The organism is Burkholderia sp. USMB20 (genome assembly GCF_000949135.2).
Classification (GTDB): Bacteria; Pseudomonadota; Gammaproteobacteria; order Burkholderiales; family Burkholderiaceae; genus Burkholderia.
The window spans coordinates 603,949-621,627 of the sequence record NZ_JTAN02000003.1 but is presented as its reverse complement, the minus strand read 5'-3'; the positions used below and the strand labels follow the sequence as shown (position 1 = coordinate 621,627).

Genomic DNA, 17,679 nt, shown 5'->3' with positions numbered 1-17,679 from the left:
GCGGTCTGAAGAATGAAAAGGCAGCCAGGCGCCGTCACGCGCCGACCGGCTGCTCGAGACCTGCCAGCGCCTCGATCGAGGCGAGGCGCTTGGCATGGTCCGCCACCGGGTTGTCGATGACGAACTCCTCGATGCCGAAGCGCTCATGCAGCGCATCCAGTTCCCGACGCACCTCGTCCGGCGTGCCCGCCGCGACCTGCGGACGCAACTCGTCGATCCGATAGTCGGTGACACCGATCTGGCGCGCGAAATCGGCGGCCGCCTCCGGGCTCTGCAGGTTGACGCTCTGCCCGTTGCCGAAACGCAGCTTGAAGATCCGCAACGCGCCGACCTGGCGTTTGGCGTCCTCCGACGATTGCGCGGCGACCGCGAACAGGGCGAGCAGCGGCACACGGCCCGTCGCGCTGCGATAGACGTCGAGCGACCTTTCGATATTGCCGATGTCGCCGTTGAAGTGGCCTGCGTAGCAGAACTGCCAGTCATGCCGGGCAGCCAGTTCGGCACTTTCCGGACTACCGCCCAGCAGGATGCGCTGCGGCGATTCCGGCGGCTCGGGCAAGGCGACCGCCCCGGCCAACGGGTGGTCCGGCGCGACGCCGTCGCCGAGAAACGCATCGAGTTCGGCGAGTTGCCCGGCAAAGTCGGGCTTCTTCGCCTTGTCGTGAAACCATTGCAATGCCCGCGTCGTGAGCGGCAGCCCGCCGGGCGCCTTGCCGACGCCCAGGTCGACACGTCCCGGCGCGAGCGAAGCCAGCACACGGAACGATTCGGCGACTTTGTAGGGGCTGTAATGCTGAAGCATCACGCCGCCCGAGCCGACGCGAATCCGCGACGTATGCGCAAGCAAATGCGACACGATGATCTCCGGTGCCGAGCTCGCGAGACCCGGCGCGCCATGGTGTTCCGCAATCCAGTAGCGCTTGTAGCCGAGCGCTTCGGCACGCTTCGCAAGCGCGATCGTGAAGTTCAACGCGTCATGCGCGCTCGCCCCTTCTGCAATCGGGCTTTTGTCGAGAATCGAAAGGGAATAAGACATGAAGCTCAACCTTGTAAGTCGGTCGTCCCGCCGACATGAAACGGCCTCGGACGGGCGCCGATACAGCGGAACATGCCGGACAGATCATTCATTATGGATAACGGATCATCTGCCCGTTACGGTCATTTCTTCTATGAATATGGCCGATCGATCAGAACAGATAGCGTGCCCGCAGATAATAGAAACCACCGTTGACGCCGATCGTGCTGCCGCCGCTGTACTGGATGCCTTCCAGCTGCGCCTCGTACGGCAGCTTGCTCGGGCGGACGTCGAACAGGTTCTGCGCGCCGGCCGCGATCTGGAATTTCTTGGTCACGTCATAGCGCACCTCGACATCGGTGACATAGCGTGCGGCCTCCTCGAAGTGAACGAACTGGGAGGTCGAGAACGCGTTCGGTCCGACGATGTAGGTCGCTTCTCCCGAGGTCTTCCCGTAACGCGTCTCGTGGAGCGTCACGGCCCACTTGTCGAGGCGCCAGGTGCCGCCGACGATGATCTTGTTCTTCGGCGTCGTGGTGGACAGCGACGCGATCTGCTGCGCGTTCAGCGACGGCCTGCCGTTCGACCCGTTCGCCACGTGCGTGACCGAGGTCGTATTCAGGTTCACCCCGAAGTCCCAGTCCACCTGCCCGTACCGGCCGAAACCGGTGTGGTAGGTACCCGCCAGGTCGATCCCTCGCGTGCGCGTATTGGCGCCGTTGGTGAAATAGCTCGCGCTGACCGCCGACACCGGCACCGACCCCGGAACCGTCAGCCCCGCCCCTTCGAGCGCGGCGATGGCCGCCGCGCCCGACGCGGTTCCGCCGAGCACGATCCGGTTGCGGATGTTGATCTGGTAAGCATCGATCGTCAGCTGCAGGTTGCGAACGGGATTGAGCACCAGACCGAAGTTGTAGCTGGTCGACTCTTCAGGCTTCAGCGCCTGCGCACCGATCAGGCGCGCGCCGGGCGAGGTCGTCGCCAGGATGCCGCCCACCGACGCCGGCGACGTGGTCACGCTGGTATAGGACTCCTGGGCCAGCGACGGCGCCCGAAAGCCGGAGCTGACGCTGCCGCGAACCGCAATGGCCGGCGAAAACTGGTAGCGGGTGGCGATCTTGCCGTTGGTGGTGTCGCCGACGTCGTTGTAGTGCTCGTAGCGGCCCGCCAGATTCACCTGCCATTTCGGCGTCAGGTAAGTCGACAAATCGATGTACGTGCCGATCACGTTGCGCGAGATGTCGCTCGCGCTGACGGGCGCCAGGCCCGGCAACGCAGCCGAGCCGCCGTAGATCCAGGATGCCTGCTCGCCGTTGCGGATCGTATAGGTTTCGCGGCGCTGCTCGACGCCCACCGCGACGTTCAGCGGCGCCGGCAGCAGCGGGACATTGAATGCCCGCGACAGGTCGAGGTTGTTGGTCAGCTGCGTATTGCTGACGGTCGACAGGTGGAAGGTGGTCGGCGTATAGCCCGATGCCGCGTACAACCCGGTGTTGGCGGAATTGCGCATTCCGAACACGCTGTAGTCCCCGCCGTAGGTCGTGCTGAAATCCCACGCCCAGCCGAACAGGTTCTTTCCCTTGATCCCCGCCGTCACCGAGTAGTCGTTCTCGTTGATCGTTTCGACCGGCACGAAGCCGTTCGGGTAGACCTGCGGCAGCACGAAAGGCGGACGAAAGTTCTGGTACGCATCGCCGTTCCGGTGTGCGTAAGTGCCGAACCCGTAGAGTTCGACCTCGTCGCCGAGGTAGTAGCCGGCATTGAAGCCGACCGTCTCGCGCGAACTGGCCGGGTCGCCCAGGATCGGGTTGTAGTAGCCCTGTCCTTGCGGAAAGCGCCCGAAATAATCGTCCGGCCCGGTGCGGATCGTATGGTTCTGCCGGTCGAACCCGGCGCTCAGGTCGAGGAAGCCCTTGTCGGCGAGATTCAGGCCGATCGTGGCCGACTCGCTCGTCTTGAAACCGTCGCCGGAGTATGTCTGCCCGTTCGTCGTGGCGAGCTCGCCGCCGCGCGCATTGCGCTTCAGGATGATGTTGATCACGCCCGCGATCGCATCCGAGCCGTACTGCGCGGACGCACCGTCGCGCAGCACTTCGATGTGGTCGATCAGGCCGACCGGAATGGTATCGATGTCCACGCCGGTCGAGCCCTGGTTCAGGCCCGGGTCGAGCGTGATGTTGGCCGTCGTATGGCGGCGCTTGCCATTCACCAGCACGAGCACGTGGTCGGGCGTGAGGCCATGAAGCGACAGCGTATCGGTCAACACGCCCGTGTCGCCGGAGTACGAGGTCCGGGTGATCGACGGCGAGAGTTTCACCAATGCGTCGCGCAGGTTGGTTTGCCCCGTCGCGCGCAATTGATCGCCTCCGATCACGTCGATCGGCGTCAGGCTCTTGCTCGCACGCGTCTCCGTGCGCGAACCCGTGATCACGACCCGGTCCTGAACCTGTACCTTGCCGTCCGGCGCGGCCGATGCCGACGATGCCGGTGCGACCGCACTACTGGCAGGCGCCGCGACCGCCGCCGCTCCGTCCCCCGCTCCCGCTTCCTGCGCCCAGGCCGCGCCGTGAAAAACGCTTGCCGCAACCGCCACCGATATCACCGTCCTGCGCGTCTTCGGCGAGACCCCCTCGCCCCGTGTGTGCCGCATGATTTCTCCGTTCTTTGCCGATTGAAGGCACGCTACACGCTGCCTTTTAGTAGTAGTCCGTACGATTACCCGAGGATTTTCCGCATGACGGCCGTGCTTCGGCCGCTCATGACCCGATCAGAGATCGGGAAGCCCCGGAGGATTCGTCGAGGCCTTCGTGATCGCCTCGCTGTCGAGATTCCAGCGGCCCAGCACCTGCTGGTACTTGCCGTTCCGGATCAGGTCGTTGATGGCGTAGGTAATGGGCACGGCCAGTCCGCCGCCCTTGCGGGTGGTGACGGCAACTTCCGCCGTGCGGGGCCACCCGCCGCTGACCGTGCCGACCTGCCGGATCTTCACACCCTGGCTCGCTTGATAAACCAGCGCGGCATTGACGCTGAAAATCGCGTCGGCGCGCCCCGATACCAGCGCCAGCGTCCGCACCGACGGATCCTCGTAATACAGCACGTGAATCGGCTTCAGCCCGTGTGCGACGTTTTCCTTGTCCCAGGCCAGCAGGATCTTTTCCTGGTTGGTTCCGGAGTCGCCGATGACGCGCAACCCGGCGATATCCCTGGGCTCGCGAATCTGCTTGATGGGGCTGTTCTGCTCGACGTAGAAACCGAGCACGTCGCGGCGATAGGTCGAGAAGTCGAATTTCTGTTTGCGCGCTTCCGTCACGGTCACGTTCGACAGCACCGCGTCCACCTTGCCGGACGCGACGGCAAGCGGCCAGTCCGCCCAGGCGAGCGGCACGAGCTTGAGCTTCAGTCCGAGTTCGTCCGCAACCAGTTGGGCGAGATCCGGATCGGCGCCGACGATCGTTTTCGCGTCCGTTGCGTACGCACTGATCGGGGGAAATGCCACCGCGATGCCGACGGTCAGCACGCCCTTCTCGGCAAAACGGAAGTTCTCCGGGATCAACTTGATCGCCTCCGCATCCGGCGTGACGCGCGGGCGATCATGCTGATCGGGGCTCAGGTTGAACGACGTCGCCGATTGCGCGATGCCGGCAACCCCCATTACCACCACCGCAAACGCACCGGACAAGGCCAGGCCGATTCCGCGACGACGATTCATTTTTCGGTATCCCGTGGAAGTGTTCATGCGTCATGCACCGAACGGCCGACCCAACGGCCTGTCCGGCTTCAGATCCTGCAAATGTTCGATACGACCGGGTTCGAGCAGATCCTTTGCGAAAGGCAGTCGCCAATGCACTTCCGGTGCGATCGCCGGATCGTATAGCGGTTCGTAGCCGGTGCCGAGATAAAGCGCCGAGGCCTCCGGTTGACGAAATCCGGTCGTGAGATAAACCCGCCGGTATCCCTGCTTCAACGCACGGGCTTCGAGCTCGGCCACCACGCGGCGTGCGACGCCCTGGCGACGAACGCCGGAATGCGCCCAGATGCGTTTGAGTTCCGCCGTCGTGTCGTCGTAGCGCTGAAATGCACCGCCGCCCACGACTTCGTCACCGCGTCGAATCAGGATGAAAGCGCCATCGGGTGGCGCGAACAGCGCCGCCGGGTAGGTCAGGAGTTCGTCGCGCACGACTTCCGCGGGCACCGCGCGAAAGTCCTGGTAGCGCGTGGAATATTCGACCGACAACTCGTCGAACATGGGCAACGCGAGCAGGTCGAGTGGGGATGTGTCGATTACTTCGTCAGTCACTGATACGCCAGATGCTTCGAGTCATCTGCCTCTGATTTGCCGGGATCGGCGGATTCGTTCGACACGCTTGTTGCCGCGCATCGCATCCTGCAATAGTGCGCGCGAACCATGCGCGCTCAAACCAAGCATTTTCGAAAACGTTATTCACACAGATACACATAATCAGGATTCCGTATCGTAAATTCGAGACTGCATGGCAAATGCGATTCGCCACGCAACTCACCCGGCTGCATCACGCGCGTGCCTGATCATCCAGTCCGCACACGCTGCCGCGAATGCGCCGGCCACCAGCAGCAATATCGGCACCGACACTTCGACGAATGCATCCCGGTATGCGGCCAGACCGGCCGAAGACGACGCCTGCACCAGGAATACGCCGGTTCCCCACGACATGCCGATCGAGCAGGCGAGCCGCTGCGACAACTGCAGAAACCCGGCAGCCAGCCCACGCCCTTGATCCTGGCCGATCTCCGCGAGCGTCATGGCCTGGTTCGGCGCATGGATCAGGCCGCTGGCGAACCCCTGCAGCAGGACGATCGCGGGATACGCGAACACGATCCAGCGAACCGTGAAGTACTCGGTCGCCAAACCTTGCGCGGCGACGGCGAGCGCATAACACGCGATTGCGCACACCGTCCCGGCACGGCCGAAGCGCGCGACGAATCGCCAGCTCCACATGGTCGATGCGATCGAGGCCAGCGCGGCAGGAATCGACAGCGCGGCAAACAGCAGCGGATCGAGATGCAAGCCGTCGAGAAAGAACAAGGCACTGACCATCCCGAGGGTCACGCCCGCCGCGAACTGGCACATTGCCACGAGCGTGCCGAGGACGTACCCGCCCGACCCGAGCAGACCGCGCGACAGAATCGGCGTGCCGCCGCGCCGCTGATACGCCGCCTCCCACGCCAGAAACAGCGGCAACCCGGCCATCGCGACCGCGAGACAAACGCGTCGCGGCGGTATGCCGGTGCCGCCGACCAGCGTGGCGAGCATCAGCGCGAGCGTGACCGCGGACAGCAGGGCCAGGCCGACCGGATCGATCGAAGACCGGGCGTCCGACAACCGGTGGCGCGGCAGATGCCGAAGCGCCAGATAGAACACGGCCATTCCGAACGGCGCGTTGACGAGAAACAGCAGCCGCCAGCCGAGATCCGGCGGAACCGACGCAAGAATCAGCCCGCCGAGAATCGGACCGGCGAGCCCCGACAAACCGCCCGCCGACGCGTATCGCCCGAGTGCCCTGGCCTGCGCCGCGCCTTTGAACAGGTCCTGGATCAAGCCGAATATCTGCGTATTGATCATCCCCGCACCGAGCCCTTGCAGCACGCGCGCGACGATCACCGTGCGCGCGTCGTCCGCCAGTCCGCCCAGCACGCTGAAACCCGAAAACATCGCGAGCCCGACCAGAAACAGCAGGCGGCGCCCGATCACGTCGCCGAGCCGGCCTGCCGGGACGAGCGCGATGCCGAACGCAATGGAATAGACCGACGTGATCAGCTGTATTTCGGCTGTCGACGCATGCAGTTCACGCCTGAGCGTCGGCACCGCCAGCGTGAAGATCGCCTGATCGAGAAGCGTGGTGAAGCCCATCGCCACACAGATGCCCAGCACGATGTTCGCACGGGCGCCCGCGTCGGTCGAACCGCTTCCGGCAGCGCGCCGTCGCACCGCCCACCCGGTCGCGCCGTAGCGCCGGCCCAGGGTGACGGGTTTCGCCGGATCATCGCGCACGGACGCGTGCGGCTCGTCGTGAATCATCGATTCAGTCGGGGCTGGCCGGGTGCCGGGCCGGCAGCAGATATTTCTCGAACAACACGCCGGGCGGCGCGTCCTCGCCGAAATCGTGCGACGACAGCAGCGTATAGCCCGAGGACCGGTAAAGGCCCACCGCTTCGGGTTGCCGCGGCCCGGTGCCCAGATGCACGCGCGTGTAGCCTTGCCGGGCAGCCTGCGCCTCGAGCTCGGCCAGCACGCGGCGCGCGAGCCCCTGGCGGCGATGCGCGCGGCTGACCCAGATGCGCTTGAACTCCGCCGTCGCAGGGGTGTGATGGCGCATGAAGGCGCCGCCGGCGATGGCCTGCCCGTCCCTCAGCAGCAGCAGGAATGCGCCCTGCGGCGGCGCGAACGCTTCGCCCGGATAACGCACCAGCTCCTTGCCGAGTTCCTCTTCGGGAATATAGGCCGCGTAGCGGCTGCTGTACTCGTGCGCCAGCTCGTCGAAGAGCGGCCGGGTGAGCGGGTCCGTGGCGGACACGTAGACAAAACGATCATCCCGATCCAGCGAAGATCCGGTTTCAGACATCGACTGCCTCCTCACGAGCCGTTGCCCGGATGACGGGCCGGCTGCTGTTTCATGGTTCTTCGGCGGCCGCTCATCGCACGGGCGCCGCTTGCACGGTGCGCTCGAGCAGCGCACGCAATGCGGCGCCGACCGCATCCGGCCGCTCGAGCATCAGTTGATGGCCGCAGGCGGGCAGCACGCCGAACGACGCATTCGGCAACGCGTCGGCCAGCGCGCGTCCGCCGGCGGGCGGTGTCAGGCCGTCGCTGTCGCCCGCGAGCACGGCGACCGGCAAGTCGAGCGCGGCCAGCCGCGCCGCATCGGGCCACGGCGCGTCGCGCAGCACGGCCTGGAAGGTCGTCATCCGGTTGCGGCGCGCGACGCGCGACTCGTAGGCGACGAGCGCCGGGTCGGCCTGCGGATGCCATGCGAGCCGCCGGAAGCGCCGCGCGAACACCGGCTTGATCCATTCGAGCAGCCAGCCCGGCAACGCCGGCGGCCGCGTCACGGGGCGCGCGAGCTGCGTGCCGAGCAGCAGCGCACCGCTCGCTTCGTGCAGCCGCCCGAGCGCCGCCAGCCGCTCGAGCAAGGCGAGCGTGCTTCCCGTGCCCAGCGAATGGGCGACCAGCACGTTGTGCGCCCCCTTGTAGCGGTCGAACAGCGCGAGATAGTCGCGCAGCGTTTCGTCGCCGTGATAGGCGCCGCTTCGCGCGGGCGGCCGCGGACTGTCGCCGTGACCGAGGAAATCCCATGCGACGAGTTCGTAGCCCGCATCGGCAAATGTGCGCCACTGCGCTCGCCACTGGTTTTTGTTGCCGCCGCCGCCGTGCGCGAAGAACAGCACCGTCCCCGCATGCGGCGAGCCGCGCGGCGCGGCGCGATGCGCGACGCTCAGCGTGCGCCCGGCGCGCACCTCGACCGGCACACCGGCCACGACGGCGGAAGCCGCGACCGCGAAGTTCGAATCGGACGTCATGAGTGCTCCTCGTTGGTTCGATGGGCGTGCGCGCTGCCGTCCTGCGTGCCGGTCGCGCTCACGCGCGCCGGCAGCACCGGCATCGCATCGAGCAACGCACGCGTGTACGGATGGCGCGCCGCGCCGAAAACCTGCGCGGTATCGCCCAGTTCGACGATGCGCCCGGCCTGCATCACCGCGATGCGATCGCAGATCTGCGCGGCAACGCGCAAGTCGTGCGTGACGAACACGATCGCCATCGCGCGGCGCTGCTGCACCGACGCGAGCAGTTCGAGCACCTGCGCCTGCACCGACACGTCGAGCCCCGACACCATTTCGTCGGCCACGAGGATCGACGGATCGAGCGCCAGCGCACGTGCCAGGCCGATGCGCTGGCGCTGCCCGCCGGAGAATTCGTGCGGATACCGGTCGAGCGCATCCGGAGGCAAGCCGACCTGCGCGAGCAGCTCGGCCGCCCGTCGATACGCCGCGGCGCGGCCGACACCGTGCGCGAGCAGGCCGGTCGCGACGATCTGCGCGATCGTCTGACGCGTGTTCAGCGATGCGTACGGGTCCTGAAACACCATCTGGACGTCGCGACGCAGCGGCCGCAACGCGTGGTCGGCCACGCGCGCGAGATCGTGCTCGCCGCGCAGCACGATGCGCCCCGCATCCACCCGCGCGAGCCGCACCAGTGCGCGCGCGAGCGTCGACTTCCCGGAACCCGATTCGCCGACGATGCCGAGCGTCTCGCCGGCATGCAGCACGAAGCCGACGTCGACCAGCGCATCGACGCGGCGCCGGCCGCGCGCCGGCAGGAACGGCAACGCGCGGCGCGACGCGTAGTGCTTGCGCAGGCCCTGCACGTCCAGCAGCGGCACGCCGCCGCGGGCGACGGCACGCGCTGCGACGCGACCGTGCGGCACGGCATCGAGCAGCGCGCGCGTATACGGATGGCGCGGCGCGCGCAGCACGTCGGCCGCGCGACCGCTCTCGACCTGCTCGCCATCGCGCAACACCACGACGCGATCGGCGACGCGCGCGACCACGCCGAAGTCGTGCGTGATCAGCAGCACGCCGGTCCGTTTCGTACGGGCTGCCCGCTCGATCAGCGCCAGAATGCGCGCCTGCGTGGTGACGTCGAGCGCGGTGGTCGGTTCGTCCGCGATCAGCAGGGCCGGCTCGAGCGCGAGCGCCATCGCGATCAGCACGCGCTGGCGCTGGCCGCCGGACAGCGCGTCGGGATACGCATGCCGCAGCCGCTCGGGCTCCGGCAGGCCGACGTCGCGCAACAGCGCCGTCACGCGTGCCGCGCGCGCCGCACCGTCACCGCGGCCGCTCAGCACGCGATGAACGCGCAGCACCTCGTCGACCTGCGCGCCGACCGTCATCAGCGGATTCAGCGCGGCGAGCGGTTCCTGGAAGATCATCGACACGTCGCGGCCGCGCACCGCACGCCATTCGGCGTCGCTGCAGTGCGTGAGGTCCCGCCCGCGCAGCGCGATCCGCCCGGCCGCGTGCCGCACGCCGCGCGGCAGCAGGCCGGCGATCGCGGCCGCGAGCAGCGACTTGCCCGACCCGGACGCGCCGACCACGCACAGCACCTCGCCGGGCGCGACCGTCAGCGACACGTCGCGCACCGCGTCGCGGCGCTCCGCGCGGGCCGGCAACGCGAGCGTGAGCCGCTCGACCGACAACAGCGGCGCGCCGCTCATCGCCCCGGCTCCGCAAGCGCCGACGCGTGGCGCAACCCTTCGCCGACCCGGTTGATCGCGAGCGCGGTCGCGACGATCGCGAGCCCCGGCCAGATGCTCAGCCACCACGCGTCGCGCACCACGTTGCGCGCCGCGCCGATCATGAAGCCCCAGCTCATCTGCGACGGATCGCCGAGCCCGAGAAACGACAGCGCCGACTCGGTGAGGATCGCGGTCGCGACCATCAGCGCGGCCAGCACCGCGAGCGGCGGCCAGACGTGCGGCAGGATCTGGCGCCGCACGAGCGCGGCTGGCGACTCGCCGGCCAGCCGCGCCGCGAGCACGAACTCCCGTTGCACGAGCCCGATGAATTCGCCACGCACGAGCCGCGCGATCGCCGGCCACGACACGGCGGCGATCGCGACGATCGTCGATTCGAGCGACGCGCCGAGCACCGCCGCGATCGTGACCGCGGCCGCGAATTGCGGCACGGTCTGGAACAGCGTCGTGAGCGCCATCAGCGCCCGGTCGACCCAGCCGCCGCACCAGCCCGCGAGCGCGCCGATCGATGCGCCGAGCACAAAGGTCGCGACGGTCGCCGCGAGCCCGACGAACAACGACACGCGCGCACTCCACAGCAGCGCGACCAGCACGTCGCGCCCGAGCATGTCGGTGCCGAGCGGATGGCCGCCCTGCAGCGGCCGCAGCAACGGCTCGCCGGCCATGCGCCACGGCGACGGCAGCCACAGCGGCGCGCTCAGCGCGACGAGCGCGACGACGGCCAGAAACAGCGTGCCGGCCGCCGCGCCGCGCGCGCGCACGAAACGATGCACGAAGCGGCCCGTCATCGCGCGTCCTGCCAGCCGATGCGCGGATCGACGATCCCGTACAACAGGTCGGTCAGCGCATTGAACAGCACCACGAGCGCCGCGACCACGGCGAGCAGCCCGAGCAGCACCGGATAGTCGCGCTGCAGCAGCGCGTCGTACATCAGCCCGCCGAGGCCGGGCCACGCGAACACGATTTCGGTCACGAGCGCGCCGCCCGCGAGCTGCCCGAGCTGCAGTCCGCCGAGCGTGACGACCGGCAACAGCGCGTTGCGCAGCACGTGGCGGATCATCACGCGCGGCTCGGACGCGCCCTTCGCGCGCGCGGTCCGCACGAACTCGCGTTCGATCACCTCGAGCATCGCGGCGCGCGTGAGCTGCACGTAGATCGCGCCGTACACGAGCCCGAGCGTCGTGGCCGGCAGCACGAGGTGCGCGGCCACGTCGAGCGCGTGGCGCCACCCCGTGTAGCCGGCGCCGACGCTTTCCATCCCGAACGACGGCAGCCAGCCGAGCACCACCGAGAACGCGATCACGCTCATCAGCGACAGCCAGAACAGCGGCGTCGCATAGACGATCACCGCGAGCGCGCCGATCGCGCGCGCGATGCGCCGCGCCCACGGACCGCCGCGCGACTCGCCGTACGCGGCCACCGCACCCGCCGTCACGCCCGCGACCACCGATACGGCGAACGCGGCCGCCATCAGCAGCAGCGTCGCGGGCAGGCGCTCGGCGACGAGTTGCAGCACCGGCAGCTGGTTGCGGTACGAGAAGCCGAAATCGACGTGCGCGAGATCGCGCAGATACAGCGCGAACTGCTCGACGAGCGGCCGGCTCAAGCCGAGCTGCGCGCGCAGCCGCTCGACGTACGCGGCATCGCCCGAGCCCGCGTCGCCGGCGAGCATCAGCGCGGGGTCGCCCGGCGCGAGCCGCACCAGGAAGAAGTTCACGACGAGCACGCCCAGCACGACCGCCAGGCCCCGCAGCACCGTCGACGTCAAACGCAGCGCCGTGTTCATCGCGTCATCCGATCCACGTGTCCTCGAGGCTGTCGTTCACGCTGGTGGCCGTGCGCAGCAGGTTGTGGACGTTGCGCCGGTACAGCGTCGGGTTGACCATCTCGAAGATGTTCGCGATCGCCGCGTCGTTCGCGAGGGTGGTCTGGAGCTGCGCGTAGCGCGCGCGGCGCGCGGCCTGATCGGTGTCCAGCGCGGCCGCGTCCCACAGCGCATCGGCCTGCGGATTGCGGTAGCCCGCGACGTTGCCGAACGGCGAGCCCTTCGAGATGCCGTCGATCCGGTACAACGGCGCGACGCCGAAATCCGGATCCGCGTTCTGGAACAGGAAGTTGTAGCTCAGGTCGAAATCCCAGTTCGCGACGCGCGCATACCAGCCGGCCGCATCGGTCGTCTGCACGCGCAGCCGGAAGCCGGCCTGGCCGAGCGCCTGCTGCGTGTATTCGGCCACGCGCTCCCACGCGCCGCCCTTCTCGCCGTTGACCAGCACGAGCGGAAACTTGCCGACGTCGACGCCCGACTGCCGGATCAGCGCGCGCGCGCGCTCCGGGTCGTACGCGAAGCGCGGCACGTTCGGATCGTAGAACGGCGACGACGACACGAACGGCCCGTTCGCGACCTTCCCGTAGCCGAAGAAGATCCGGTCGACGATGAACTGGCGATCGAGCGCGTGCAGCACGGCCTGACGCACGAGCACGTTGTCGAACGGCGGCTTGCGCTGGTTCAGTTCGAGAAAGGCCATCCCGGTGAACAGCTCCCAGCCCTGCGTCGTGATCGCGACGCCCGGCAGCTTCGCGAGCCGCGCGATGTCCGCGTAGTCGACGTCGCCCGCGCGCAACGCGTGGATCTGCCCGCGCTCGAACGCGATCGAGCGCGCGGCCGCGTCGGGCACGACGTTGAATACGATCCCGTCGAGATACGGCAGCCCCTTCTTCCAGTAATCCGGATTGCGCGCGACGCGGATGTACGCGCCGCGCTTCCATTCGCGGAACACGAACGGGCCGGTGCCGACCGGATGCTGGTTCGCGGGATTGCTGCGCGGGTCCTTGCCCTGGTACAGATGGGCCGGCAGGATCGGCACCAGTCCGCTGCCGAGCAGGTTGATCAGCCCCGCATACGGCTTCTTCAGGCGGATCGTCACCTGCAGCGGGCCGCTCGCGTCGATCGACGCGACGTACTTGTCGAACGTCACCTTCGTGCGCGGCAGCGCCTGCGGTGCGATTTCCTTCAGCGTGACCACCACGTCCTGCGCGCCGAACGGCTGCCCGTCGTGCCAGCGCACGCCCGGCTGCAGGTCGAACGTCCAGGTCAGCGCGTCGGCCGACGCGCGCCAGCTGCGCGCGAGCACGGGCACCGGGCGCAGTTGCGGGTCGAAGCCGAGCAACCCCTGGAAGATCTTGCCGCCGACGTATTGCGACGCGACGTGCGGCGTCAGCGCGTTGACGAGCGACGGCGGCTCCGGCTGCGCGAACAGCGACAGCGTGCCGCCGCGCACCGGCGCCGCCACGGCGTCGGCCGCGAACACGCGCGCCGCGCCGCCGAGCCCGGCCGCGGCCCACGCGGCGGCGAGCGCATAGCGGCGCCGCGCCGGGTCCTTCGGCACCCACGGCGATGGAGTCGAGAGCGTGTCGGTCATCACAGGTAACCGTGGCGCGGCGGGTTGACGTGGTTGAGCACGTAGTTGCCGATCGCATGGTATTTCCAGCGCACCGGATCGTGCAGCGTATGGGTGCGCGCATTGCGCCAATGACGGTCGAGGTTGTATTCGCTCAGCACCGAGCGCGTGCCCGACAGTTCGAACAGCTTGTTGGTCGCGAGGATCGCGAGCTCGGTGCTCAACACCTTCGCGGCCGCGACCTGCACCGATGCGTGCGCGACCTGCGCGTCGTCGAGTTCGGCCGGCAACGCGTCGAGCGCCGCGGCCGCACGGTCGAGCAGCGCTTCGGTCGCGAGCAGGCGGATCTGCACGTCGGCGACGTCGCGGATCACGTACGGATCGTCCGACGCGCGCGCGATCCCGCTGTCGGCCCACGGCCGGCTGCGCGTGCGCACGAACTCGAGCGTGTCGTCCAGCGCCGCGCGCGCGATGCCGACGTCGATGTTCGCGTGCAGGTACTGCGACACGGGGCCCGCGAGCGTCGGCCGCTCGAACGCGGCCTGGATCGACACCACGTCCTCCTCGTCGACCTCCACGCCCGCCAGCGTCAGCGTGCCGCTCGCCGTCGTGCGCTGCCCGAAGCCGCTCCAGTCGTCGACGATCTCGAGCCCCGGCCGGTCGCGCTCGACCAGCGCCTGCACGTAGCGGCCGTCGTCGTCGAGCGCGAGCACCGCGATCCAGTCGGCGAACAGCGCGCCCGTCGAATAGAACTTCTGGCCGTCGAGCACGAGCCGCCCGCCGCGCCGCGAGAGCCGCGTGCCGATCTCGAGCGCGTTCTTCGTCCCGCGCTCGGACGCCGCATGGCCGATCCGCGCACCGTCGAGCACGAGGCCGAAGAACTTGCGGCGCTGCGCGTCGTCGCCCGTCAGCCGGATCACGTCGAGCGCGTGAAAGTGATTCTTCGGCAGCTGGCCGATCGACGGGTCCGCCTGCGCGATGGTTCGCACGACCTCGCCGAGCGTCGCGAGCGACACGTCCGCGCCGCCGAACGCGCGCGGCACCGTGATGCCCCACAGCCCGCTGCCCGAGAACAGGTCGAGCTCCGCGAACGGCAGGCGCCGCTCGCGGTCGCGCAGCGCCGCGTCGCGCGACAGTTCGCCGGCGAGCCGGCGCGCGGTTTCGAGCGCGTGCGCGTCGTCGACGATGCGGCTCGCGGGTGGACGGGAGGACAGCGGGGACGGCGCGCTGGCCGGCGTGTCGGCGGACGTGAATGCGTTCATGAAGATCCTCGTGGACGGGTGCATGGCCTCCGTCGACAGCAAGCACCATGCCAATGCGGTCCCGTCGGCCTGTGCGGCCATCGCGCCGCCCGCGGCGCGCTGGATTTCCAGCGAGATGCCGCAAATGCAGCACGCCGCGCGATGCGCGACGGCGCTGCTGGAATTCCAGCAAAACGACTGGAACGCATGCGCGCGCGCTGCGTCGTCCGGCCGCCGCTTTCGGCACCCATCCGTTGCGGGGCGTGCCCGAGCGCCGATTGGCACGCCTGTTGCAAAGCCCCGCTCACGCACTGCCGAGCCGCGGCGCCGTCGACTCGATGCGCGGCACCGCGCCGGACCACACGCATAACAACGCTTCGATTTGGGGATAGACGGATGAAATACACGATGTTGAGCGCCTCCCTCGGCGCGTCGGCGCTGCTGGCCGCCGCGCCGGCGCTGCATGCGCAGCAGCAGGCGGCGGTCCCCGCGCCGCCGATCGCCGCTTCGCGGCCGCGGCGGCCCCGCTTGCACGGCTGCATCGGCGCGTCCGGCGCGACGCACGCGAACGGCGCGCGCCGTCGCGGAGGCCAGCTGAAGGACGTGATCGTCACGGCCAGCGGCGGCGGCAATCGGCGCAGCGCGTCGCACGTCGATGTCGGTCATATCGGGCAACGACCTCAAGACGCTGAACGTCGAGACCGTCAACGACCTGCAGCATGCGACCGCGAGCGTCGAAGTCGAGCCCGCGTTCGGCGGCGGCCAGCCGCAGTTCCGGATTCGCGGCGTCGGCTTCAACGACTACACGTCGAACAACGCGTCGACGGTCGGCATCAACGTCGACGACGTCGCGTACGCGCTGCCGATCCAGACCCAGGGGCAACTGTTCGACATCGCGCGCGTCGAGGTGCTGCGCGGCCCGCAGGGCACGCTGTACGGCCGCAATACGACGGGCGGCACGGTGAACTTCATCACGAACCAGCCGACCCGCGACTTCCAGGCGGGCGCGAGCGTCGAATACGGCACGCACAACCTGCTGACGACCGAAGGCTACGTGTCCGGACCGCTGAGCGATCGCGTGCGCGGCCGCTTCGCGTTCACGACGCAGGACTTCGGCGCATGGCAGAACAACCGCGCGACCAACCAGACGCTCGGCAACCACGACAGCGCCGCCGCGCGCGCGCAACTCGACTGGGACGTCGCGCGCGATTTCAAGCTGCACTTCGGCGCGCACGGCGGATTCGACAAGTCCGACAACACGGGGCTCTACCTGTTCACGCCGTACACGTCGACCAGGACCGGCGAGGTCATCCCGGCCGACGCCGATCACACGAAAACCGGCTGGAGCGTGAGCCCCGCGTTTTCGCGCGCGACGGGCCTGTCGACCGACGCGAAGCCGGGGCGCGACAACGTGAACGGCGGCGTCGACCTGACCGCGACGTGGAATCTCGGGCCGGTCGAACTGAAGAGCATCACCGCGTACAACTACCTGCACCGCCGCGAATATTCGGACTGGGACGCCACCCGGTATCACGACTCCGACGAGTACTTCGACGACACCGTCAACGAAGTCACGCAGGAACTGCGCGCGTCGTCGCGCGGCGACACGCGGCTGCGCTGGGTCTCCGGCCTGTTCTACTCGCACGACGATCTCGACGAGAAGTTCTATTCCGACTTCAGCGACCGGCTCGGCTTCATCGCGCTCACGCGCTACCGGCAGTCGGTCGACACGCTCGGCGTCTACGGCCAGGCGACCTACGACATCACGAAACGCCTGCGCGGCATCGTCGGCTTGCGGCAGGAACACGAGAAGCGCGAACTGCGCGGCTTCGCGTCGGGCATGCTGACGCCGTCGTTCGTGCCGTTCGCGGGCTTCCGGGGCGGCGACGCGAACCAGTCGCTGACGTCGAACGGCACGTCGGGCAAGGTCGGCCTCGAATTCGACCTCGCACCGGCGACGATGCTTTACGCGACCGTCAGCCGCGGCTACAAGTCGGGCGGCTTCACCGCGCACAACACCGGCAATTCGAACGCGCTCGCGCCGTTCAAGCCCGAATCGCTGACCGCGTACGAGGTGGGCTTCAAGAGCGACCTCACGCGTTCGCTGCGCTGGAACGCGTCGGCGTTCCATTACGACTATCGCGACCAGCAGGTGCTGTCGGCCACCTTCGACCCGAACTCGCAATCGCTGATCGGCACGTTCGTCAACGCGCAGAAATCGCGCATCGACGGCTTCGAGACCGACCTGAAATGGCAGCCGGTGCGCGGGCTGGAAATCTCGCAGTACGTCGGCTACAAGAGCGGCAAGTACACGTCGCCGTTCGTCACGTACAACACGCAGGCGTCGGCGGCGAGCGGCCACAACGTGTTTACCGACTACAACGGCAGCGCGCTCAGCTTCCCGCGCCTGAGCTACGGCGGACAGGTCGCGTACAGCTGGCTCGCGGGCGGCTACCGGCTGCGCGCGGAGACGAATTACAGCTACCGCGACGCCTATTCGCAATTGCTGCTGCTCGGCCCGAACTACACGGTCGACAGTTACTGGCTCGTCAACGCGAGCCTGACCGTCACCTCGCCCGACCGGCACTGGGACGTCGCGCTGTGGGCGCGCAACCTGTTCAACCGCCAGTACGACCTGACGAAGAACTTCTTCCTGCCCGGCACGAACGTCGCCGCCGCGGGGCAGCCGCGCACCGTCGGCGTACGCGTGACCTACACGTATTGAGGAGTCCATCCGG

General features: G+C 68.3%; 14 protein-coding genes. 2 read left to right on the top strand and 12 right to left on the bottom strand.

The genetic code is table 11. From position 1 onward, the window contains the following. Window positions 1-34: 34 nt before the first annotated feature. The 12 genes from PL79_RS06895 to PL79_RS06840 all read right to left on the bottom strand — a co-directional run bounded on the left by PL79_RS06895 (window position 35) and on the right by PL79_RS06840 (window position 14,962). The gene (locus PL79_RS06895; protein ID WP_044848950.1) at window positions 35-1,036 is read right to left on the bottom strand and encodes an LLM class flavin-dependent oxidoreductase; all 1,002 of its coding nucleotides are present in this window, start codon (window positions 1,034-1,036) and stop codon (window positions 35-37) included. Between the two features lie 151 nt (window positions 1,037-1,187). Further along, window positions 1,188-3,665, bottom strand: a complete 2,478-nt coding sequence (locus tag PL79_RS06890; RefSeq protein WP_044848938.1) for a TonB-dependent receptor plug domain-containing protein — start codon at window positions 3,663-3,665, stop codon at window positions 1,188-1,190. A gap of 117 nt (window positions 3,666-3,782) precedes the next feature. Then, window positions 3,783-4,724, bottom strand: coding sequence for an ABC transporter substrate-binding protein (locus PL79_RS06885; RefSeq protein ID WP_135800995.1), 942 nt, complete (start codon window positions 4,722-4,724; stop codon window positions 3,783-3,785). Between the two features lie 30 nt (window positions 4,725-4,754). After that, window positions 4,755-5,312 carry a GNAT family N-acetyltransferase gene (locus tag PL79_RS06880; protein WP_044848940.1) on the bottom strand — a complete coding sequence of 186 codons (558 nt, stop codon included), beginning with the start codon at window positions 5,310-5,312 and terminating at the stop codon, window positions 4,755-4,757. Window positions 5,313-5,531: 219 nt separating this feature from the next. Next, entirely contained in the window at window positions 5,532-7,070 is a 1,539-nt protein-coding gene (locus PL79_RS06875) for an MFS transporter (protein WP_044848941.1), read from the bottom strand. A gap of 4 nt (window positions 7,071-7,074) precedes the next feature. Beyond that, entirely contained in the window at window positions 7,075-7,614 is a 540-nt protein-coding gene (locus tag PL79_RS06870) for a GNAT family N-acetyltransferase (RefSeq protein ID WP_044848942.1), read from the bottom strand. A gap of 70 nt (window positions 7,615-7,684) precedes the next feature. Continuing rightward, window positions 7,685-8,569, bottom strand: a complete 885-nt coding sequence (locus tag PL79_RS06865) for an alpha/beta fold hydrolase (RefSeq protein ID WP_044848943.1) — start codon at window positions 8,567-8,569, stop codon at window positions 7,685-7,687. Next, the gene (locus PL79_RS06860) at window positions 8,566-10,263 is read right to left on the bottom strand and encodes a dipeptide ABC transporter ATP-binding protein (RefSeq protein ID WP_044848944.1); all 1,698 of its coding nucleotides are present in this window, start codon (window positions 10,261-10,263) and stop codon (window positions 8,566-8,568) included. The genes PL79_RS06865 and PL79_RS06860 overlap by 4 nt, the downstream gene beginning before the upstream one ends. Then, window positions 10,260-11,090, bottom strand: a complete 831-nt coding sequence (locus PL79_RS06855; RefSeq protein WP_044848945.1) for an ABC transporter permease — start codon at window positions 11,088-11,090, stop codon at window positions 10,260-10,262. Before PL79_RS06855 ends, PL79_RS06860 begins: the two co-directional genes overlap by 4 nt. Further along, complete coding sequence (locus PL79_RS06850; protein WP_044848946.1) at window positions 11,087-12,088, bottom strand: ABC transporter permease; 1,002 nt, start codon at window positions 12,086-12,088, stop codon at window positions 11,087-11,089. The genes PL79_RS06855 and PL79_RS06850 overlap by 4 nt, the downstream gene beginning before the upstream one ends. A 4-nt stretch (window positions 12,089-12,092) precedes the next feature. Next, on the bottom strand, window positions 12,093-13,721 hold the full coding sequence (locus PL79_RS06845; RefSeq protein WP_235879212.1) for an ABC transporter substrate-binding protein: 1,629 nt from the start codon (window positions 13,719-13,721) through the stop codon (window positions 12,093-12,095). Continuing rightward, window positions 13,721-14,962 (bottom strand): SfnB family sulfur acquisition oxidoreductase, encoded by a 1,242-nt coding sequence (locus PL79_RS06840; RefSeq protein ID WP_044848952.1) that lies wholly within the window; start codon window positions 14,960-14,962, stop codon window positions 13,721-13,723. The genes PL79_RS06845 and PL79_RS06840 overlap by 1 nt, the downstream gene beginning before the upstream one ends. On the opposite strand from PL79_RS06840, the gene PL79_RS06835 reads away from it, so the two are divergent. Next, window positions 14,961-15,311: a hypothetical protein gene (locus tag PL79_RS06835; protein ID WP_135800990.1), complete on the top strand. Its 351-nt coding sequence runs from the start codon at window positions 14,961-14,963 to the stop codon at window positions 15,309-15,311. The two genes, PL79_RS06840 and PL79_RS06835, sit on opposite strands and share 2 nt — an antisense overlap. 285 nt (window positions 15,312-15,596) lie before the next feature. Continuing rightward, window positions 15,597-17,666: a TonB-dependent receptor gene (locus PL79_RS06830; RefSeq protein WP_135800989.1), complete on the top strand. Its 2,070-nt coding sequence runs from the start codon at window positions 15,597-15,599 to the stop codon at window positions 17,664-17,666. Window positions 17,667-17,679 lie beyond the last annotated feature (13 nt).

Bases quoted from the DNA above. Each gene is read 5' to 3' on its own strand.
- PL79_RS06895 (WP_044848950.1), bottom strand. From the start codon at position 1,036: ATGTCTTATTCCCTTTCGATTCTCGACAAAAGCCCGATTGCAGAAGGG.
- PL79_RS06890 (WP_044848938.1), bottom strand. From the start codon at position 3,665: ATGCGGCACACACGGGGCGAGGGGGTCTCGCCGAAGACGCGCAGGACG.
- PL79_RS06885 (WP_135800995.1), bottom strand. From the start codon at position 4,724: ATGAATCGTCGTCGCGGAATCGGCCTGGCCTTGTCCGGTGCGTTTGCG.
- PL79_RS06875 (WP_044848941.1), bottom strand. From the start codon at position 7,070: ATGATTCACGACGAGCCGCACGCGTCCGTGCGCGATGATCCGGCGAAA.
- PL79_RS06870 (WP_044848942.1), bottom strand. From the start codon at position 7,614: ATGTCTGAAACCGGATCTTCGCTGGATCGGGATGATCGTTTTGTCTAC.
- PL79_RS06865 (WP_044848943.1), bottom strand. From the start codon at position 8,569: ATGACGTCCGATTCGAACTTCGCGGTCGCGGCTTCCGCCGTCGTGGCC.
- PL79_RS06860 (WP_044848944.1), bottom strand. From the start codon at position 10,263: ATGAGCGGCGCGCCGCTGTTGTCGGTCGAGCGGCTCACGCTCGCGTTG.
- PL79_RS06855 (WP_044848945.1), bottom strand. From the start codon at position 11,090: ATGACGGGCCGCTTCGTGCATCGTTTCGTGCGCGCGCGCGGCGCGGCG.
- PL79_RS06850 (WP_044848946.1), bottom strand. From the start codon at position 12,088: ATGAACACGGCGCTGCGTTTGACGTCGACGGTGCTGCGGGGCCTGGCG.
- PL79_RS06845 (WP_235879212.1), bottom strand. From the start codon at position 13,721: ATGACCGACACGCTCTCGACTCCATCGCCGTGGGTGCCGAAGGACCCG.
- PL79_RS06835 (WP_135800990.1), top strand. From the start codon at position 14,961: ATGAAGATCCTCGTGGACGGGTGCATGGCCTCCGTCGACAGCAAGCAC.
- PL79_RS06840 (WP_044848952.1), bottom strand. From the start codon at position 14,962: ATGAACGCATTCACGTCCGCCGACACGCCGGCCAGCGCGCCGTCCCCG.
- PL79_RS06830 (WP_135800989.1), top strand. From the start codon at position 15,597: ATGTCGGTCATATCGGGCAACGACCTCAAGACGCTGAACGTCGAGACC.